Genomic DNA, 20542 nt, shown 5'->3' on the forward strand with positions numbered 1-20542 from the left:
AACACCTTCTTTCTAAAGGTTATAGACGTATTTTATTAGTTTAAAATATTTTCTATGTCCCATATGCTGCTCCTTCCAATCGTTCCAACTTGCTCTCATACTGTGAAAAGTTATAAATGATGCCGGTTCAGGTAATTAGGGTATCTCTTATAGACTGAAACGAGCAGAATGTTAACGTTTGAAGGAATTAAAGCACCTCTCATCGACCGAAGCAAGCAAAGCATCGGCGATTCAAGCAATTAGAGCACCCTTCATCGACCAAAGTACACTAATGCCGGATCCCCTACGACTTTAGAATTCCAATAATTTATTAAGGGAGGCTCACCCCATAGATGAGCCATCCCTCAATCAAACAAATCTTATTTCTTCTCCGCGTATTTCAAATCAAAGTACCCAACCGGGTGACGAAGAATTCCCTCTACTCCATCTGCTTCAAGCACAACAGTATTATAGTAGCGTAAAGGTGCAGCAATCATTTCATCAGCGAGCATTTTTTCTGCCTCATATAAATACTCCCAGCGCTTCTCTTCATCTACTTCAGATTTACCTTTCGCAATCAGCTCATCATACTCTGGGCTGGAAAACCCGGTACGGTTCATATACGAATCAGTTATGAAACTCTCAAGGAAGTTGACCGGATCATTGTAGTCGTTAATGAAAGAACTACGGGAAAGCTGCAGTTCGAGTGCCTGCTGTGCTTCTGCAAATACGTTCCATTCCTGATTTTCCAACGTAACTTCAACACCTAAGTGTTCGTTAAACATTCCGTGCAGTGCTTCTGCCACCGCTTTATTCGTATCACTCGTGTTATAGCTTAATGTGATCTCCGGCAATTCTTCATACCCTTCCTCAGCCATACCTTCTTCGAGCAACTGCCTCGCTTGATCCGGATCAAAAGTGACAAGTTCGCCATTTACATCACGGAAATCTTCGCCTGTCGGACTTGTGTAACCCGGATTAATGAATCCATAGGCAGGTTCTACCCCTGTTTTCACGACAAATTCAGCAATGTCAGCCCGATTGATTGCATGTGAGAATGCTTGGCGGATTTTCTTGTTTTGGAATGGTTCCATTTCTACATTAAATCGGAAAAACTCTAATCCACCATACGGTCCTATAAATACATTGTCCCCATCAATCAGCTGATCAGATAACTCTGGTGGAATGCTTGCGGTATCAAGCTCACCCGCTTCAAACATCTGATATTGTGTATTCGTATCATTTACCATCGCAAAGTGGATATTATTCAATTTCACGGCATCCGCGTCCCAATAATGCTCATTTTTTGCAAACAACATTTCTTCATCATGCTTCCACTCTTCCAATGTAAATGGACCATTTCCTACAAAGGTTTCGGCCTCAGCATGCCAATTCGGATCTGCCTCTGCTATCTTGTGATTAATTGGGAAAAATGCCGGGTTCGTCAGTAAGTCGAGGAAAAACCCTGTCGGTTGTTCAAGCACGACCTCGAGTGTCTTCTCATCAACTGCCGTTACATTCACATCATCCTCTGAACCCTCACCACTGTTATAGCTTTCAGCTCCTTCAATAAAATAGCCTAAGAACGCTGCCGGTGAGGCAGTCTCTGGATTCAGCATATATTTCCACGCATACTCAAAATCTGCAGCTACAACAGGATCACCATTCGACCAATTCGCATTTTCCCGTAAATGAAATGTGTATGTTAATCCATCATCCGAAACATCCCAACTCTCTGCTGCCCCAGGTCCTGCCAAATGTTCCTGATCTAAGCGAGTCAGCCCTTCCATTAAATTATTGAGCGGATCCCAAGATACTGCGTCAAAACCAATCGACGGATCTAATGAAGCCGGTTCTGTTCCATTGTTCAATCGCAACACATTCTCACCCAACGCAGTTTCCTCTTCCGTAGTCTCATTCTCTTCCTCTTCGGCAAACGTTTTTTCTGTTTCCTGTTCCTCTGGCTCAGCTTCCCCTTCTGGGTCATCTGTCGCTGTACATGCAGCCAGGAATAAAAACATAAATACCGCCGATAGATAGATAAGTAGCTTTTTCATTCGTATCCCCCTCGTATTTTTACTTGTCTTTGTCCGCTGTTGTCAGCAATTTCTTCGCCCGATCATCCTGCAGCCAGCAATCCACTTCATGGGAATCACTCTGGTTAACGGTTTTCGGGTATACTTTATCACACACTTCCATAGCAAACGGACACCTTGCTGTAAATGGACATCCTAATGGAGGTGAGAAAAGATCTGGCGGGGTCCCTTCGATTGGCTGTAATTTCTCTTTTCTATCTAAGCGAGGAACCGAATGAAGCAGACCTTTTGTGTAGGGATGCTGTGGATTATAAAAAATTTCCCGCTTCGTCCCAGTTTCAATGATTTTACCGGCATACATAACGGCAACTCGATCAGCAATTTTCGCAACAACACCAAGATCATGAGTAATAAGGATAATAGAAATGCCGGTTACTTTCTGGATTTTTTCAAATAGTTCTAATATCTGCGCTTGAATTGTAACATCAAGAGCGGTCGTCGGCTCGTCCGCAATGAGAAGCTCTGGTTCACAAATCAAGGCAATCGCGATGACAATTCGCTGCCGCATGCCGCCACTGAATTGATGCGGGTATTGTTTCAGCCTTTCTTCTGGATTCGGAATCCCCACAAGTTTCATCATTTCAAGCGCCCGCTTCTCTGCTTCCTTATCCGAAATGCTATGATGCTGTTTCACCCCCTCTTTCAGTTGAGTGCCAATCGTTAACGTCGGATTGAGTGCAGTCATTGGATCCTGAAAAATCATCGATATATCTACACCTCTGATTGCACGCATCCTTTTTTCTTTCAATTCCGTTAAATCTTGATCTTTAAATAAAATTTTTCCCTTCGTAATTTTTCCAGGAGGATTTGGGATAAGACGCATTACGGCATTTACAGTAACACTTTTACCACAGCCCGACTCTCCAACAATTGCAAGTGTTTCCCCTTTATTTAAATGAAAGTCCACGCCCCTTACTGCTTGAACGGTACCGCCATAAGTTGTGAAGGTGACGTGCAGATTATTGACTTCAAGTATTTTTTGCATCCCTCCACCTACTTTCTTAATTTCGGATCGAGTGCATCTTGTAATCCATCACCTAAAACATTAAAAGCAAACATCGTAACCGAGATGAAAAAGGCGGGAAAGAATAATGTCCACCAGTTTCCTGAAAGGATAGCACCAAGGGAATCACTCGCCATCACTCCCCAACTTGCATTCGGTGAGGATATCCCAAGGCCGATAAAACTTAAAAATGCTTCTGCAAAGATGGCAGATGGAACCGTCAACGTCATTTGCACGATGATTGGACCCATTGTATTCGGCAGAAGTCCCCGCCGGATAATCCGAGATTGCTTTGTACCGAATGATCGTGAAGCAAGAATGTACTCATAGTTCTTAATCTGCATGACCTGTCCCCGCACAATCCGTGCCATCCCGACCCAGCCAGTGACGGTGAGAGCTATAATAATCGTCATTAAGCTGGGTCCCATGACGACGAGTAATAAAATGACGACTAATAAATAAGGAATTCCGTAAAGAATCTCAATAATCCGCATCATAAAGTTATCAGTACGCCCACCTTTGTACCCTGAGATACCTCCCCAAATAATGCCAATGGTGACGTCAATTAATGCCGCCATAAACCCAACGAAAAGAGAAATTCTTGCCCCCTGCCACGTCCGTGTGAACACATCTCTGCCTGCATTGTCCGTCCCAAACCAATGTTTAGCAGATGGTGGCTGGTATTGCTCGGATAACACTCCCATATTTGCTTCGTAAGGGGAAAGGATCGGACCAAAGATTGCCATGGACACTAGTATAATAATGAATGCCATACCAGACATGGCTAAATAATTTTTCTTTAACCTCCGCCAGGCATCTTTCCAGTAGGAGAGGGATGGTCTTGCTAATTGTTCCTGTTCTTTTTTATTCTGCTTGCGCCAGGTAAACCACTCATCTGGCACATTGTTTCTTGTAACTTCCCGGGGATACTGGTCATGCATGTTATTCCTCCCCTTCCTTCTTGTTTACTTTGATTCTTGGATCGATTATTCCGTAAGCGATATCCACGAGAAAGAGCATGATGATGAGGAATGAGCTGTAAAATACGGTTGTTCCCATAATGACCGGGAAATCCCGATGATTGATGCTTTCCACGAAGTATTTCCCCATACCCGGGATGGCAAAAATTTGCTCAATGACGAAGGAGCCAGTCATAATCCCGACAAGTAATGTTCCCATAATGGTGACGACTGGCATGAGCGCATTCCTGAGAGCATGTTTCACAATGATTTTCCAAGGGGCTAGTCCTTTTGCTTTGGCCATCTTTATATAATCCTGCGTCAATACTTCAAGCATCGTTGATCTCGTAAGTCTGGCGATAATTGCCATCGGACCGGTCGCAAGCGCCAACACCGGAAGTACCATATAGAGCGGGCCTTGCCATGTCGCTACCGGGAAAATGCTCCAGTTAACGGCTAGTTGTTGAATTAATAATGTCGCAAGTATGAAGTTTGGAATCGAGATTCCGAGAACAGCAATCCCCATCGCAATATAATCGATTATCCGGTTATGCCGGAGTGCGGCGAGTATCCCAATCGCAATTCCAGAAATAAGCGCAACGATGATTGTTACAAGTCCGAGTTCTGCAGAGATAGGAAAACCTCTTCCTAATAAATCATTTACCGTCTGGTTCGGCTGTTTGATGGACGGACCGAATTCTAAGGTGATGATTGATTTTAAATAAAGGACATACTGGACGGCTATAGGTTGATCGAGATTATAATGCTTCTTCAGATTCTGCTGTACAATTTCATTCGAGCTGCTTTCACTGTTGAACGGTGAACCTGGAACCGACAACATTAATACAAAGGTCAACGTGATGATGATCCACAATGTGAACAGCATCATAAGCAATTTTTTTAAAATGTATTTGAACATGGGCTCCAACTCCCGCGCAAGAGCTAGGCTCTAGTTTTGTCTAATACACTATATGCTTGTACTTCTATATAAATGAATGCTTGTTTCGGGCCAGCGAGTAATTTCCGTTTACTTAAAACGTTTTTGGGAAAAATATAACTATAGACTATTTAGGAGGGTTAAGAAATGTCACATGTACAACATCAAGAATTGATCGAGACACTGCATGAATGCGTGATGGCATGTAACCATTGTTTTGATGCATGCTTGAAGGAAGATGACGTGAAAATGATGGCGGAGTGCATCCGCTTGGACAGGGAATGCGCGGAAATCTGCGCCTACTTTGAACAAGCTTTAGCTAGGGACACACCATTTATATCTGAAATTGCTGCTCTTTGTGCGAAAGTATGTGAGGCATGCGGAAATGAGTGTAAGAAACATGATCATGAACACTGCCAGAAATGTGCTGAAGCTTGTTTCAAATGTGCGGATGCTTGTAAAAAGATTGCATAATCAAAAAAGCTGGAGACATTAGGTTATCAAGCTATGAAAAAAGAATGGGAAGGGGTCGGAAAATGATTATCCAATGGAAGTAATATTTTTTCACAATGAATGATATATATGGTTCGTTTAAAGATGAGGAAAATATGCCGCAAGCGGATGTACATTGCTATTTTCAGCAATCGGATTATCTTGTTGAGGCAAACAAGCCATTAACGCTCCATAAAAAAAGTAAAAACCCTTTGCATCGACCTGCATAAATCAGAGAACCAATTGCGGAAGGAGATGAACAGAACAACTCGATATCAAATCAACAAGGCTGGAAGAGACGATTTACGTGTCCGTTATCTTACGGCTCCTTCAGAAAAAGACGTCGAAGAGTTTGCTTCTTTCTTTAACCCATTTGCGGCCGCCAAAGGAATTGAGCTCTGCCGCAATGATAAGGTTGCAGCACTTAAAAAGAATGGAAATCTTGTCATCAGCTATGTTCACCATCAAGATAATCGGATACTGGCCAGCCATCTTTATATCATCGACGGCAATCGTTCGACCATGCTGTACTCTTGTTCAGGGCGTTTCGTCGAAGAAGATATCCCGCCGCTGCATATCGGACGCGCAAACCGTTACTTACACTGGAATGATATATTATTTTTTAAACAAGCCGGTTATCAAGTGTATGACTTCCTGGGCCTGTCAATCAATGAAAAAAATGAAGAAGAGCAAAATATAAATAAGTTCAAAAAAGGATTCGGCGGAAGAGAGGAAACCAATTATCAGAGCTTCGTACCCCAGACAAGGAAAGGAATGCTCATTTTATTTCTCTTACGTTTCAAATGGCGTAATCAATTGGAGCTGGTGAGAAGAAGCGGGGCTTTAGTCGGGAAACAAGAGCATATCTTGCATAAAAAACACACGTAAAATAAAATGGGCACCCTCTAACTAGGTGCCCTATTCCATTATTCACCTTAATGCTTCCTACCTTCAAATCAATAGACTCGGTGCTAAACAAATAAGAAAGATGAGAACCGATGGATACAAGACGACTTTTATGATGGAATCTCCTTTGACACGAAGCACATCCAGCGGGTTCTTTGCCGGCGCATGAATCCAATTGGCAAGACGTTCCCACCTACTCCTTTTTAATGGAATATCTGGTGCTCTCACCTGAAACTCATCCAATTTATTTTTAAGCTCATCCGGAAATTCACTTTTACTCTTACTCATTCGCCCACCTCCAACATTTTCCTTAACTTCTTTAACGAAGCATGCAGACGCGATTTCACTGTACCTAAAGGGATGCCAAGAATCTCGGATATTTCCTTTTGAGTTAAATCATGATAGTAGGTTAATAAAATAACAGCCCGTTGTTCAGCTGGTAATTGTTGTATTGCTGCTTGAACGGTCAGTTTCTCTTCTGTCGAGACGTTATCCCTTTGATTTTGAATATATAAGAAGGGCAATAATTTCTTCATCCGATTCCGTTTATTCAACCGGTTGATCATAAGCTGGTAGGCCATCCGAAATAAATAAGTTTTCATACTCGACTTTTTCTCATCAAAGTGTTCTTGGTATTTAGAATAGCGGATAAATGTATCTTGCACAAGATCAAAGCTCATTTGCTCATCTTGACAATATCTATAGACGAATTGGTAGATGGCAGTTTTATAAGTTACAAAAAGTGTTTCTACCGGGTACGGATCTTGCTTCTCCATATGGGAATTGATTTCCTTATTCGAATTCATCGGACCACCGCTCTTTGATTCCTTTAAAGACATATGCAATTCTCGTGACGAACCAAATAAACGTGATTAGAGAAAACACAAAGGTTTGATGAATAAAAAATTGTATCCAAGGGCTATCGATATTATCACCCCGCAACAAAAATACGAACAGGCCTGTTATACATAAAAATGTATAACTAGCAGCGATAATGATGACATAATCCCATCTCGTCCACTGGAAATAAATATCGGATTTCTTAAAGTCAATATTCCCCAATCTGTTTCGGACGACCTTTTTATTCATTGTAGCTATGATTATAACGAAAATCGCCCCTAAAATTGCAGCCACAACACTGCTTATTAACCAGCCTAACGCCATCGATTATCAAACTCCTTTTTCATCCTTTACTTTCTTATACAATAATTAGGATGAAAAGGTTCGATTATTCTTTAATTTTATTAAATGTTTTCCTTGTAATTATGACTTGGACTTGGTGGGCGGCGAAACTATGAGACACATCCGGCTATAAAACCATGAAAGTGGCTCACAGATGAGTTTTATGAGACACGTCCGGCTATAAATCCATGAAAGTGGCTCACAGATGAGTTCTATGAGACACAAGCGGCTATAAATCCATGAAAATGCCTCATAAATGAGCTCTACGAGACACAAACGGTTATAACACCATGGAAAGTGGCTCATAGAAGAGATCTATCGGACAAAAGCGGGATTTGAGTAACATAACTTTAAAGCTCTTATATTGTTAAATTTAACTTCTTACCTTCCAAACGATACTCACAATCCGCCACATGTTGAACAAAGGTCCGGTCATGCGACACAAGAAGAACGGTTCCCTCGTAACCTTTTAAAAACCGCTCCAACGCTTCAATACAAAACACATCCAGAAAGTTCGTCGGCTCATCCAAAATCAATAGATTATACCTGCCTAAAAACAACTGACAGAGCACTAAACGAGTTGCTTCTCCCCCACTCAAATCTCTGATGTTTTTCTTCAAGTCATTACCTGTAAAATTCATAGCATGCAGAACGGAACGGATTTTACTATCTGCGTGATCGCTATGATCTTTCATATAATCGATGACGGTTGCATCTTTCGTAAATTTATAGTCCAGCTGCTCATAAACTCCGAATACAGCTTTCGGAGAGATGGTCAGCCCCTCGCCTTGGTTCATTATATGGCGGAGTAAGGTTGTTTTTCCAGAACCGTTCTTTCCCGTGATTGCAATCGTCTTACCAAGCGGGAATTGAAAGCTCGCTTCTTCAAGTAATGTCTTTCCCCCTGCCTGCAGCTTCAAGCGATCTGCCATGATTGGGAATTTATTATGAAGCTCAAGTGCTTTCGTTTGGTGGAAACGGATGATTTGTTCTTCTTTTGGCGCTTCGATTTCATCCAGTTGTTCGACCCTTTTTTCCAGTGCTTTTGCTGCTCGCTCGACGGATTTTTGGCTTGTGCCTTTTGATTTCGTCTCAAACATTCGATTCGCCTTTGCTTTTGTTTCCTTTTTAGACGTTCGGCTGCTGGCTTCGGTTATCTTCTCTGCCTTCTTCATCTTTTCCTCGGCCGCTTTCAAGAGGCGTGATTTCTCTTTTAGATACTTTTCACGTTCTTCCGCTTGCTGACTTCTTTCCTGTTCTTTTTGCGCGGTATAGTTCGAGTAATTTCCTGTATACTCTTTTACACGACCGTCCTCCACTTCCCAAATCTTGTTCACTAGCTTGTCAAGCACATAACGGTCATGACTTACAAGCACAAGGGCACCATAGTAGTACGTTAATTCATCAATAAAAAACTGAGTTCCGTCTGCATCAAGATGTGTCGTCGGCTCATCCAGCAGTAAGCCTTCGTGATAATCGGAAAAAATTTGTGCCAGCTTCAATCTTGTCTGCTCCCCGCCGCTGAAGTGATCAATTGAAGTCTCCGGAATCGCTAATTTCCCGATCAATTCATAATCAACTTCACTTTGCTCCGGTTCCGACAATTGGTCAAAATAGGCAAAGTCTGCATGACGATGCACCTTGCCACGTGCTGGCTGAATCATTCCAGCAAGCAACTTCAATAACGTACTCTTTCCTGCACCATTTTTCCCGACGATTCCAATCCGATCAAACTGGTGGATTGCTAAACGTTCAATTTCTACTATCGTTTGGTCAAAATAAGTTAACGCTATATTTTCTAATTCAAAACATATTTTTTCCATCTTTGCTACCTCCCGAAATTGTTCTATTTCGTATCGATAGCTAGGATCGATACGAGCTCAAGTTTAGTGCGAGCTCGTATTAAAAGAATAATAACATTTGCATATAATTTTCCTCCTGTACTCCATCTTTCAGTAAAAAACGCACAAAAAAAGAAGGCAGAATAAGCCGCCTTCCTCTTGATAACAAATAACATATAAAAATGAAGATTAATGAAAAGGACAGACTAATCCCATTTACTCTGCTTAAATAAGCAAAGTCTTTGAACGTATTTAGTTACCGGTTCAAAGTTTGGAATCGTAGTCTCATTTTCATTCATTCTCCTTGACATTTAAGATTTATAGTTCCTATAATACATATTTCTATTAGAAAAATCAAATTCCCTTTATTAATCTTCCCAGATTTCCTTGGATAACTCAACGATAAAACGTAATTTCTCCCACTGCTGCTCTTCCGTTAATTTATTCCCGTGGTGGGTTGATGAGAACCCGCATTGGGGACTTAAACAAATCTGCTCCTTTGGAATATATTGTGTTGCTTCCTTAATCCGTGCTTTCAGCTCTTCCTTATCTTCAAGTTCACCTGATTTCGAAGTAACCAAGCCAAGCACCACTTGCGGCCCACCTTTAGGGATATGAGCGAGTGCTTTGAAATCCCCGGAACGCTCGTCATCATATTCCAGGAAGAATCCGTCCACTTTTTCTTTTGCAAGCAAGGTTGGTGCGATTAAATCATAACTACCACCGAACATGTATGTAGACTGGTAATTCCCACGGCATAAGTGCGTTGTAACGGTTAAATCCGCCGGTTTTTCATCTAACACTCCATTAATTACGCGGAGAGCTAAGTCAATGTATTGTTCTCTCGAGTAGCCTTCTTCTGGGAATTCCTTTTCCGGAGAAGAAAGCCCCGCAATATATACGTCATCCAATTGCAAGTAGCGGACTCCCGCATCGTAAAACGCTTGAATCGCATCCCGGTACGCTTGAATAACATCTTTTGCATAATCTTCAATATCAGAGTAAACCGTCTCATCGATCATACCAGGGTGGAACAACTGATTCGGGCTCGGAATTGTTTGTTTTGCGACTGCACGCCCATCGACGATTTGATTAAACACTTTAAAGTCCTCGATAAACGGATGGTTCGGGTTGAATGACACTTTTCCATTATTCCGAATCGTGTACTTTTCCGTTTCTACCCCTTTAAATTTATAACCATGCTCAGGAACATAACCTTCCACGCCATTTAAATGCTCAAGGAAATCAGTGTGCCAGAATCTGCGACGGAATTCTCCATCCGTTACAACCTCTAAACCAACTTCAATCTGCTTATCAACAATTCCGGTAATTTCCTCCGTTTCAATCGCATATAATTCCTCTGCTGAAATCTTGTTATTTTGAAAATCTGCCCTTGCTTGTTTAATCCGTTCTGGTCTTAATAAACTTCCAACATGATCTGCTCTGAATGGCGCTTTCGTAAGTGTTGTCATCATACTGCCCCTTTTCGTTATATTTTTTAACTAAATAAGAAAATCCCCTTCTTTAAAATAAGAAGAGGATTCTAGTATCGTGTCTACTCTTCTTATCTTCAAGCTTATAATGCTACTGGAATTAGCACAGTACATATAAATGTCTGTTGCTGAAGCTTCACAGGGCCAGTCCCTCCACTTCTCTCGATAAGAAAATTTGCTTATTAAGTTATTAGCTATACTCTACATAGCTTTTAGATAATTGTCAACCTTTATTTAATATTCGTTTCCTCAATCGGACGTGCCCGGTAAACAATAAAGGACAAGACGACAGCAACAAGCGTAATGATAAAGATAATAAAGTAGACATGTTCTACCGCAACAACCATCGCTTGACTTAGCGATTGGGCTGACGTTGGGTCCGCAACTCCTGCCAGATAACTTGCCTGTCTGGAGTTCAGAATACTAATAAATACGGAGACTCCAATTGCACCGCTTAATGGCTGCAGCGTAGACATAACAGCCGTACCGTGTGGATATAACCGCTTCGGCAGCTGGTTTAATCCATTCGTTTCAGCTGGCATCATCGTTGCAGATACGCTAAGCATAATGAGCATAAATCCAACGATTATTACCCAAGGCGGCGTATCAGCTGTCATTCGGCTGAACATAAACATCGTCCCGGCAAGCACAATTGTCGCAGGTATCATCATCACCCGAGGACCAACTTTATCGAATAAAGCGCCCATAAATGGGCTCATAATCCCGTTTAAAATACTTCCCGGGAGCAGCAGCATTCCAGCCATTGCTGGTGCAAGAGCCATTGGTCCCTGCATGAACACCGGTAAGATAAGTTCTGAGGCAAACATCGTCATCACAATAATAATGAACATGATTACTGCATGCGTGAACATCGGCAATTTGAACACGCGCAAGTCCATCAACGGTTCTTCCAGCTTAAATTGTCTGATGGCAAAGAGAATGATTCCAATCACCCCAATGATAATTGCAGTTAAAACATCACGTGTTAAAAACCCTGCCTCACTCTCTCCAACCGAGCTGAATCCGTATATTGTTGCACCAAAACCTACCGTTGAAAAGACAATGGAGAGCCAATCGATCTTCGGTTTCGTCACTTCCGATACATTCACCAAATATTTCAAGGCAAAAAGAATCGAAAATACAGCAAATGGGAGGACAGAGATAAATAAAAATCTCCAACCCAAGTAATCAACGATAACTCCCGAAAGTGTTGGTCCGATTGCAGGTGCAAACATAATAACTAACCCAACAATTCCCATGATTTTCCCTCTTTTATGTGGAGGATACACAAGTAAAAAGACGTTGAATATAATCGGCATCAACATTCCAGTACCGACCGCCTGAATCAACCGGCCAGTAAGCAAGACGGAAAATGTCGGCGCGATTGCCGCTATCGTTGTACCAATTGTAAAGACCGTCATCGTCCCAATGAAAAGCTGCCTTGTCGTAAACCATTGCATAAATAATGGAGATACTGGTATAACAATCCCCATCATTAACATAAATCCTGTTGCGACCCACTGTACAGTCGGTAGCGTAATACCGAACTCTGCCATTAACGTCGTGAGCGCAATATTCAACAGTGTCTCATTCAATATCGCGAAAAATGCTCCGATGATCAACGCTGCCATAAGCGGCAATGTTTTGACATTCGGATCTTCTGATAGAAATTCATAATTTTTTTCTTTTGATTTGCTCATTATTTTTACCTCTAATTTTATTTTAATGTATCGTATATCTATGTTTTTCAGTTACTTTTTCACATCAAAAGAATAATAAAATCTGCAAAAAAATTCCTCCTTCAATCGTTTGTTCAAAATAAAAAATCACAAGCAGCTGCCTGTGGTTGAAAGTAAGGGATACATCTTAAATACATGGGGGCCACTAAAACTAAAAAGGAAAGACAGAACAAAGCCGCCTTTCCACCAATGCATCGAATTATCCGTAGGGTTCATTATAAAGTATATAACTATTCCATAACTTGATATAAAATTATGAATAAAGGACAGACGTATCCCAATTACTCCGCAGCACAAACAGAGTCTTTGACCATATTCAATTATTGGTTCAAAGTTAGGAATTGTTGTCTCATTTTTTCAGTAATGCTCCTTCTTCTTGTAAAAATCATTCTTATTATAATCGGTCATTCAGAATGTGTCAAGGTACATTTCCTGCACTTTCTCAAGGTCATCGACAAGTAGGTTCATTTCTTCCTGGCTCAATCGGATAGGCAGTTGATCATACAACGTAATGACGTGGTCTTCTGTATCTTTTTGGTGGTTTTTCAGATAATGATAAAGCCTTTCTAACTGTTTTTCATTTATCGTTGTTTGTGTCGTTAGATGTTTTATTTTTTGTATAGAAAACTCATTCGCATTGCCGTCAAATTCTCCTGATATAATCTTTCCTGACAGGAACATATCATCACCTCAGAGTCATTTGATCAAGCTAGTATTAATAATAGCTTAACCAAAGGTTTCGATTGTTATTAACTCAACCCCCAACACCTGATAATAAAAAAGAGAATTAGTAATTGCTTTCATTCAGCGTGAGTGTTTTGTTTTAGGATCCGCAGTCCAGACACCCCTCGCTTTCTAGAGCAGCTGATGAGTTTCCTCGGAAGAAGTTCGTCATTCAGGGATGGTGCGCAATTTTTAGTTAGCGTGCAAGGCTGTCCGGGGGCGGTGCGCAATTTTCGGTTAGCGTGCGAGGCTGTCCGGGGACGGTGCGCAATTTTCGGTTAGCGTGCGAAGCTGTCCAGGGGCGGTGCGCAATTTTCGGTTAGCGTGCGAGGCTGTCCAGGGGCGGTGCGCAATTTTCGGTTGGCGTGCGAAGAGGGATACTATTTGGTATTCTAACTAGTGCACTGTTCAAGCAGGCTGAAGGATGAACTACGGATTATTCATGATTCGTATAGCCCTTTTACTTATTTCTTACCTGGTGGCTGTAAAAAAACAAACATGGCTATTAGCTGGATTTAATGAAAAAAACATTAAGAATAAATTTTTATTAGGGAAAATCACAGGCGGACTATTCTTTCTGCTTTTAGGTTTTTCAGTAATGATTCATAGCTTTATTGATTATCCACACGAAGCAACTGTTCTTGTAGTTGCGATGCTGGTTCTATTATCCATTACCTATCTAGTTATTAATAGAAAGTTGCTCGACTAATTAACGACTAGGTTAGTTGAAAGGGAACATAACGATTAATCATCTATAATACGCTATGCCCCTTCTTTTCAATTTAGGTCTTTTACTTACCGAACACTGAAATTATCAATTAGTCTTGTCTTTCCAATATGTACCGCTACAGCAACTAAAGTTTGGGTTTGAATCGTTGAAGTTGGTTGCAAGGTTTCACCATCCACTACTTTCACATATTCAATCTCTGCTTTCGGTTCAGTTTTGAGATGCGCTTTCATTGCAGCAATCAATTTCTCTGCATCTGTTTCTCCCTCTTTTACCAAGTTTGCGCCAAAAGAAATAGTATTACTTACAATCAAAGCCGCCTCCCTATCTTCAGGAGAAAGATATGTATTACGGGAACTCTTTGCCAAGCCATCTTCCTCCCGGACCGTCGGACAACCGATGACCTCCACATTCATGCATAAGTCTTTAACCATTTGCTTGATAATCGCCAGTTGCTGCGCATCTTTCTCACCGAAATACGCACGGTCCGGCTGTGTAATATTAAACAATTTGTTCACGACTGTACAGACCCCACGGAAGTGACCCTCGCGGTTTAATCCGCAGAGTTCTTCCGTCAATACAGACATATCAACATACGTAAAAAAAGCTTCCGGATACATCTCTTCTGGTGTCGGATGGAAAATAAGATCCGCTCCTAGGTTCTCGCAAATCTTACTATCCCTGTCTAAGTCATGGGGATAACTATCAAAATCCTCATTTGGCCCAAACTGCATGGGATTGACAAAAATACTAACAATCACCTTTTCATTCGCTTCCCTTGCAGCAGTAATCAGACTTCCATGTCCCTCGTGCAAAAATCCCATTGTCGGTACGAAGCCAATGGTATAGCCTTCTTCTTTCCACTTTTTCACCACATCTTTAACATCCTTGATGGTTGATGCAATTTGCATGATACATAGCTCCTTTAATTTTCTTCCTTAATATAATTTATCAATGACCTCATCGGAAACAGTATAAATATGCTCTTCACCGGGAAAAGCTCCTTCTTTGACTTCGGTTATATAATCCTGGAATGCTTGTTGCATGATTTCCCCTACATTTGCAAACTGTTTGACAAACTTTGGGGTGAAGTCTGAAAATATTGCCAGCATATCTTGATATACGAGCACTTGTCCATCACAATCCGGGCCTGCGCCAATCCCGATTGTCGGAATATTTATTTCCTTGGAGACGATTTCCGCCAGTTTTGCAGGCACACCTTCCAACACGATCATAAATGCTCCCGCCATCTCGACCGCTTTCGCATCCTCCATCAACTGTCTAGCTGCAGCTTCGGTTTTCCCTTGTACCTTAAATCCGCCGAATTCATTAACAGATTGCGGAGTTAAACCGATATGGCCACACACTGGAATAGATGCTTCTACAATGGCTTTAATCTGTGGGCAAACCTTTGTGCCGCCTTCTAATTTCACCCCATGCGCTCTGCCCTCTTTTATTAATCTGCCAGCATTCTGTACGGCATCATGAACGGAAATCTGATACGACATAAATGGTAAATCCGCTAAAACAAAAGCTTTGCTTGCTCCTCTAGCGACAGCTTTTGTATGGTGGATCATATCATCCATCGTAACTGGCAGTGTATCTTCATATCCAAGCATGACTTGTCCAAGGGAATCTCCGACGAGTAACATATTAATTTCAGCTTGATCCATTAACTTTGCCATCGAGTAGTCGTAGCACGTCAGCATCGTAATTTTATCACCTGCATTTTTTTGTTGCTGGAGTGATGTCACCGTATTTTTCATTCTTTGATAACCCCTTTGATTTTTTTATAGTTCCTGTCTTTATGCTTCTCCTCGGCTACTTCTAGCACCAGCCTTGATAGAGCTTTATAAACTTCCTTTTCCTCTGGATGTAAAACTTCTAAGTGATTTAAAATAGTACCAAGATCATTTCTCTCAATTGGTCCGGTCAGTGCATCCGTTGTCCCGCAGGAAAGGATATTTTCCGTATTTCCTTGAATGAGCGGCGCCAGTGCCCGGTGCGCTTTGTCTGGTGTAAAACCACAGTCAACAAGCATTTTCTCACCCAAAGCAACGAGTCCGACATAAAGGTTACTGACCATTGCTGCAGCTGCATGGTAACGCGTTTTGTCTGCAGCTTGAATCACGGTTACCTCATTCCTGAAACGTTCAAATAAACCGGTCAGATCGTTCAGGTATTTCGCATGCCCTTCAATTGTAAAAACAGCTTTCGACAGCTCTTTGTAAGAATGATACTTATCATGAATCGCAAAAAGCGGATGAATCGAATAGCCGAACGCTTCATACCGGCTACTATCCGAAAAAACCTCCGAACTTAAAGAACCACTAAAATGACTAATGATCTTACCTTTGATTGGAAGCACTTTCAAGTTATCCCATACCTTGGTTATAGCTCCATCTGGTACAGTTATAAAAATGGCATCACTATCCTCAACGAGAAATCCAATTTCTTCATACGCTCTTGTATTGGTAAAGTTGGCTGCTTCTATTGATGATTCGAGCGTTCTGCTGTAATATCCTGTCACATTTACTTTGTGCTCGGTTAAATATTTTCCGAGGGACACTCCAACCTTCCCCGCTCCTATAAAGCCAATCTTCATAAGCACCCCCCCAGCAAAATTTAGTCTTACGTGGTATTTCTTTTATGATAGCGAATAGTAACCTAAATAAGCAACTATCAAGCGGCAGAAATATTGAAATACTTAGATTTTATAACAACCAATAATTAAAGAAGAGAAATTTTCAACGGACATCCTTTCTTTCTAATAGCCTTGAAAAAAAAAACGAGGCTCTGTCAAATCCCAATATTTTATTAGTCAGAAATATGGTACTTCCAATTTAACAGAACTCTATTTTTATTTTACTCAAGCCAGAGCCCCTTATAGGGATAGTTGTAGACCCTTGTTTTAACCTTTCCTTGTTAACAAATCAATCGCTTTAATAATTTCATTAGGCTTCTGTGTGCCTATCACTACAGTTTCATTCTTTAAAAATAACTTTATCCCTTGTTTTCCGTACATAGTATATGCTTTTTCTCCCTTTAAGTTTATACGAACTCCCCAGCCTCCAAAATTGGATAAATCATAATCAATCGACTCGTAATCTTCTATATCCTTGTATAAAAAATTTCTATAATGAAAATGGAATGGCATAAATAGGACATAAATTCCATCTTTGCGAACTTCAGTTATTAACTTTATAAATCCTATCATTACCGCCGGAAAAATCACCCCGAATAAGAACCAAGCAATAATTAGAATGACATCGGGAGCTGGTTTGCTCCCAATTGGAATTCCAAATAAAATTTGCTGTATAAAGATATACCAGAATAGCAAAGCAATAAGCATGACCAATACCCATGCCCAAATTTGACGAGGTTTTTGAATTTCACGATAGATAACATGGTTTTGTTTCCTCATTCTATCCCCTTCCTTCTACGTTTTTTTGAAAACAATATTATTAAGCAATTCCGTTAAATGAATAGAAAATATTGTCTATATTTTGAATTTAGATAACATTAATGTATCACAGTCTTCGGTGTTTTGTTTTGTATTAGGCTTGTTCCAAGAATGGTGATTTTTTTTGAATTTTGATTGCTAACGATTTCTTATATTGCACCGTCTCTTCAAATGTAAAATGTTCACTACGAATATTGCTAAATCCCCCTTAAGCCTGTTTTGTCCATTTTACTTTCACTATAATTCACCTTGCTCAATCATTTCTAAAACTTCGTCTGCAGAGTATACTTCGTTATATAATATATCTTTTCTTGTTTTTCGCAGTTTCAGTTCTCACCCAGAATCTATTTCAATATCTTCTTTAACCGTGGTAGTCGATTCCTCCAAAGAAATAACCTGATATCTTTTACCGTCTAATTCAAAAGCAGAACTTTCTTCTCGGATAATATCTTTTATGACTTCTGCTGCATAACCTTCCAGTCTTTTCAAGTAATGCCACCTCCAATTTTGATTATTGCTTCTATTTAATTATATAGTATTTATCACGCCAAACCAAAGCAATTTCAGCCTTTAAGCAACAGAAGCCATTTTTTTATACAACCTACAAGTCTTAAAAGAATATTCACTTTCTTGAATCTTTGTATTCCTTTTTTTAAACTATTTCAATACGCACCGTTTTGTTATTTTGATGAGTTGATAAAATCATCATATATGTTCATCTTTATTTCTCATCTCATAAACCTTCCTCGCGATTTCCTCCAAAATATAAATCGCCGGGATTTGTGTCGTGATATTCATATCGCCAACGGTTTCTTCTGTTATATAGTAAGAAATATTCCGATCGGATAATTTCGCAATGGTAGACTGTTCATTGTTCGTTATACTGAATATCTTACTTTTTTTCTCCTTTAATTTTTGAATATGGGAAATGGTGATTGCATTCTCTCCTGAAACAGAAAGAGCAATCGTAATACTCTTATTCAAATCAGCATTTATCGGCATAAACCAGTCTTTTAAATACATCGTGAATGTGCCTAAACTGGAAAAATACCTAGAGCCGTACTCTGCAAGCGTTCCCGAGCTTCCCATTCCAATAAAAATGACAATCTCTTTTTCCGCAATGATTCGTGCTGCGTCTTCCAGTTTAGCAAGGAATTTCTTATTTTGCGTACGCTCGAAGAACTCGGTAAGCACATACTGGCTACTTTTAATCGACTGATTCGGCTCTTCGTCGACCAACAGCTTCAACCTTACTTTAAACTCCGCAAAACCGGAGCAGCCTACTTTTCTACAGAATCGCATAATCGTTGAAGTGGACACATGCGTCTCATCCGCAAGATCCCGTATCCGCATATAAACGACCTTTTCTTTATTCTTCATGACATAGTTGTAGATGGACATTTCCAATTCATTGAACGATGAAATGATTTCATTTGTAAACAACCGGCTTTCTCCCTTCACAATTTGGTCCTCACGTTCATTATACCTTCTTATGAAACACAGCGTTACTTTTATGAAACAATTATCTTTCAGCGGTAAACAAGTCTAAAGCCTTTAACCCTCTATCTTTTTCGCTATTTCCCACCTAAACTAGAGTTGTACGTATTTTACGAGGAGGATAAATAATGAGTAAAGGACTAAAAATCGCTACAATTGGCGGAGGTTCAAGTTATACTCCAGAATTGATTGAAGGTTTTATTAAACGATATGATGAACTTCCTATTGAGGAATTATGGTTAGTAGATATTGAAGCAGGTAAAGAAAAGTTGGAGATTGTAGGAAATTTTGCAAAGCGAATGATTGAAAAAGCCGGTGTTCCGATCAAAGTTCATTTAACCTTTGATAGAAAAGCAGCATTAAAAGATGCTGACTTCGTTACAACCCAATTTCGCGTTGGATTGCTTGATGCACGTGCAAAGGACGAACGAATTCCTTTAAGTCACGGCGTACTTGGACAAGAAACGAATGGTCCTGGTGGGCTTTTCAAAGGACTACGCACCATTCCTGTTATTTTAGAAATTGTGGAAGAGATGAAAGAACTCTGCCCAGACGCTTGGTTGATCAACTTTACAAACCCGGCTGGGATGGTGACAGAAGCGGTTCTGCGTTATACTGATCACAAAAAAGTTGTTGGACTATGTAACGTTCCAATCGGAATTGAAATGGGAGTTGCCGAATTACTGGATGTTGACAAGTCCCGAATCCGCATCGACTTTGCGGGATTAAACCATATGGTATATGGGATGGAAGTTTATCTCGATGGTGTCAGTGTGAAGGAGAAAGTATTGGAGTTATTAGCAGATCCAGAAAACAGTGCCTTCGTTAAAAACGTGCAAAATCATGGCTGGGAGCCGGAGTTTTTACGTGCGCTGGGTGCAATCCCATGTCCGTACCACAACTATTATTATAAGACAGATGACATGCTGCAAGCGGAACTTGAAAACTTTAAACAAGGTACAACAAGAGCTGAAGTCGTCATGAAGCTTGAGGAAGAATTGTTTGAACTATACAAAGATCCTGAGCTGGACATTAAGCCGCCACAGCTGGAAGAACGTGGTGGGGCATACTATAGTGATGCCGCCGTTCGTCTTATTTCATCGATTTATAATGATAAACATGACATTCAGCCAGTCAACACGGTGAATCATGGTGCAATTGCCGACATTCCATATGACTCTGCAATTGAAGCAAGCTGTGTTATTACAAAAGAAGGACCGAAGCCGATTGTAAACGGGGAATTACCTGTTGCAGTGAAAGGACTTGTTCAACAAATCAAATCCTTTGAACGGGTAGCAGCTGAGGCGGCAGTAACAGGAAACTATGATACTGCTTTACTTGCGATGACGATTAATCCACTCGTTCCTTCTGATTCCGTTGGTAAAGAGATTTTAGATGAGATGCTTGAAGCGCATAAGGAGCATTTGCCGCAGTTTTTTAGTGAGGAGAAGACGGAAACTGTAAAAGCATAGAAAAAATAATAATTAAAAGCTGGTATGAAGATG

Annotated in this window: 21 protein-coding genes and 1 riboswitch; of the genes, 4 read left to right on the top strand and 17 right to left on the bottom strand. The window is 40.6% G+C overall.

Annotated features, from left to right (window positions below):
* Window positions 1–359: 359 nt before the first annotated feature.
* The 4 genes from L3V42_RS08925 to L3V42_RS08940 are packed head-to-tail and all read right to left on the bottom strand — an operon-like array spanning window position 360 to window position 4956.
* A complete protein-coding gene (locus tag L3V42_RS08925) occupies window positions 360–2036 on the bottom strand; it encodes a peptide ABC transporter substrate-binding protein (protein ID WP_238471806.1) in 1677 nt (558 codons plus the stop codon).
* A 19-nt stretch (window positions 2037–2055) separates the two neighbouring features.
* Window positions 2056–3060: an ABC transporter ATP-binding protein gene (locus L3V42_RS08930; RefSeq protein WP_238471807.1), complete on the bottom strand. Its 1005-nt coding sequence runs from the start codon at window positions 3058–3060 to the stop codon at window positions 2056–2058.
* Between the two features lie 8 nt (window positions 3061–3068).
* The gene (locus tag L3V42_RS08935; RefSeq protein ID WP_238471808.1) at window positions 3069–4019 is read right to left on the bottom strand and encodes an ABC transporter permease; all 951 of its coding nucleotides are present in this window, start codon (window positions 4017–4019) and stop codon (window positions 3069–3071) included.
* Between the two features lies 1 nt (window position 4020).
* A complete protein-coding gene (locus L3V42_RS08940; protein ID WP_238471809.1) occupies window positions 4021–4956 on the bottom strand; it encodes an ABC transporter permease in 936 nt (311 codons plus the stop codon).
* 165 nt (window positions 4957–5121) lie between these two features.
* Between L3V42_RS08940 and L3V42_RS08945 the strand changes: the two genes are divergently transcribed.
* Window positions 5122–5448, top strand: coding sequence for a four-helix bundle copper-binding protein (locus L3V42_RS08945; protein ID WP_235762909.1), 327 nt, complete (start codon window positions 5122–5124; stop codon window positions 5446–5448).
* Window positions 5449–5721: 273 nt separating this feature from the next.
* Window positions 5722–6354, top strand: coding sequence for a GNAT family N-acetyltransferase (locus L3V42_RS08950; RefSeq protein ID WP_238471810.1), 633 nt, complete (start codon window positions 5722–5724; stop codon window positions 6352–6354).
* 63 nt (window positions 6355–6417) lie between these two features.
* On the opposite strand, the gene L3V42_RS08955 is transcribed toward L3V42_RS08950, so the two are convergent.
* The 7 genes from L3V42_RS08955 to L3V42_RS08985 all read right to left on the bottom strand — a co-directional run bounded on the left by L3V42_RS08955 (window position 6418) and on the right by L3V42_RS08985 (window position 13308).
* On the bottom strand, window positions 6418–6660 hold the full coding sequence (locus L3V42_RS08955; RefSeq protein ID WP_235762911.1) for a hypothetical protein: 243 nt from the start codon (window positions 6658–6660) through the stop codon (window positions 6418–6420).
* A complete protein-coding gene (locus L3V42_RS08960; RefSeq protein ID WP_238471811.1) occupies window positions 6657–7178 on the bottom strand; it encodes an RNA polymerase sigma factor in 522 nt (173 codons plus the stop codon). Before L3V42_RS08960 ends, L3V42_RS08955 begins: the two co-directional genes overlap by 4 nt.
* Entirely contained in the window at window positions 7165–7536 is a 372-nt protein-coding gene (locus L3V42_RS08965) for a hypothetical protein (protein ID WP_235762913.1), read from the bottom strand. Before L3V42_RS08965 ends, L3V42_RS08960 begins: the two co-directional genes overlap by 14 nt.
* Before the next feature lie 377 nt (window positions 7537–7913).
* Complete coding sequence (locus tag L3V42_RS08970; RefSeq protein WP_238471812.1) at window positions 7914–9377, bottom strand: Msr family ABC-F type ribosomal protection protein; 1464 nt, start codon at window positions 9375–9377, stop codon at window positions 7914–7916.
* Window positions 9378–9763: 386 nt separating this feature from the next.
* Entirely contained in the window at window positions 9764–10870 is a 1107-nt protein-coding gene (locus L3V42_RS08975) for a 5-methyltetrahydropteroyltriglutamate--homocysteine S-methyltransferase (RefSeq protein WP_238471813.1), read from the bottom strand.
* An 86-nt stretch (window positions 10871–10956) separates the two neighbouring features.
* Window positions 10957–11060, bottom strand: a riboswitch (SAM riboswitch).
* Window positions 11061–11118: 58 nt separating this feature from the next.
* Window positions 11119–12588 (bottom strand): MDR family MFS transporter, encoded by a 1470-nt coding sequence (locus L3V42_RS08980; protein WP_238471814.1) that lies wholly within the window; start codon window positions 12586–12588, stop codon window positions 11119–11121.
* Between the two features lie 447 nt (window positions 12589–13035).
* Window positions 13036–13308 carry a hypothetical protein gene (locus tag L3V42_RS08985; protein WP_238471815.1) on the bottom strand — a complete coding sequence of 91 codons (273 nt, stop codon included), beginning with the start codon at window positions 13306–13308 and terminating at the stop codon, window positions 13036–13038.
* Window positions 13309–13774: 466 nt separating this feature from the next.
* Here L3V42_RS08985 and L3V42_RS08990 point away from each other — a divergent pair, with 466 nt between their 5' ends.
* A complete protein-coding gene (locus L3V42_RS08990) occupies window positions 13775–14059 on the top strand; it encodes a DUF3784 domain-containing protein (RefSeq protein ID WP_235762918.1) in 285 nt (94 codons plus the stop codon).
* An 86-nt stretch (window positions 14060–14145) separates the two neighbouring features.
* On the opposite strand, the gene panC is transcribed toward L3V42_RS08990, so the two are convergent.
* The 6 genes from panC to L3V42_RS09020 all read right to left on the bottom strand — a co-directional run bounded on the left by panC (window position 14146) and on the right by L3V42_RS09020 (window position 18983).
* The gene (panC, locus tag L3V42_RS08995; protein WP_238471816.1) at window positions 14146–14988 is read right to left on the bottom strand and encodes a pantoate--beta-alanine ligase; all 843 of its coding nucleotides are present in this window, start codon (window positions 14986–14988) and stop codon (window positions 14146–14148) included.
* 27 nt (window positions 14989–15015) lie between these two features.
* Complete coding sequence (panB, locus tag L3V42_RS09000) at window positions 15016–15843, bottom strand: 3-methyl-2-oxobutanoate hydroxymethyltransferase (protein ID WP_238471817.1); 828 nt, start codon at window positions 15841–15843, stop codon at window positions 15016–15018.
* Complete coding sequence (locus L3V42_RS09005; protein WP_238471818.1) at window positions 15840–16682, bottom strand: Rossmann-like and DUF2520 domain-containing protein; 843 nt, start codon at window positions 16680–16682, stop codon at window positions 15840–15842. Before L3V42_RS09005 ends, panB begins: the two co-directional genes overlap by 4 nt.
* A gap of 306 nt (window positions 16683–16988) precedes the next feature.
* Window positions 16989–17501 carry a DUF6141 family protein gene (locus tag L3V42_RS09010; RefSeq protein WP_238471819.1) on the bottom strand — a complete coding sequence of 171 codons (513 nt, stop codon included), beginning with the start codon at window positions 17499–17501 and terminating at the stop codon, window positions 16989–16991.
* A 372-nt stretch (window positions 17502–17873) separates the two neighbouring features.
* Complete coding sequence (locus L3V42_RS09015; protein WP_238471820.1) at window positions 17874–18029, bottom strand: hypothetical protein; 156 nt, start codon at window positions 18027–18029, stop codon at window positions 17874–17876.
* A gap of 216 nt (window positions 18030–18245) precedes the next feature.
* Complete coding sequence (locus L3V42_RS09020) at window positions 18246–18983, bottom strand: MurR/RpiR family transcriptional regulator (protein ID WP_235762924.1); 738 nt, start codon at window positions 18981–18983, stop codon at window positions 18246–18248.
* Window positions 18984–19165: 182 nt separating this feature from the next.
* On the opposite strand from L3V42_RS09020, the gene L3V42_RS09025 reads away from it, so the two are divergent.
* Entirely contained in the window at window positions 19166–20509 is a 1344-nt protein-coding gene (locus L3V42_RS09025) for a 6-phospho-beta-glucosidase (protein ID WP_238471821.1), read from the top strand.
* Window positions 20510–20542 lie beyond the last annotated feature (33 nt).

The organism is Oceanobacillus alkalisoli (assembly GCF_022213125.1).
In the GTDB taxonomy this organism is placed as follows: Bacteria; Bacillota; Bacilli; order Bacillales; family Amphibacillaceae; genus Oceanobacillus; species Oceanobacillus alkalisoli.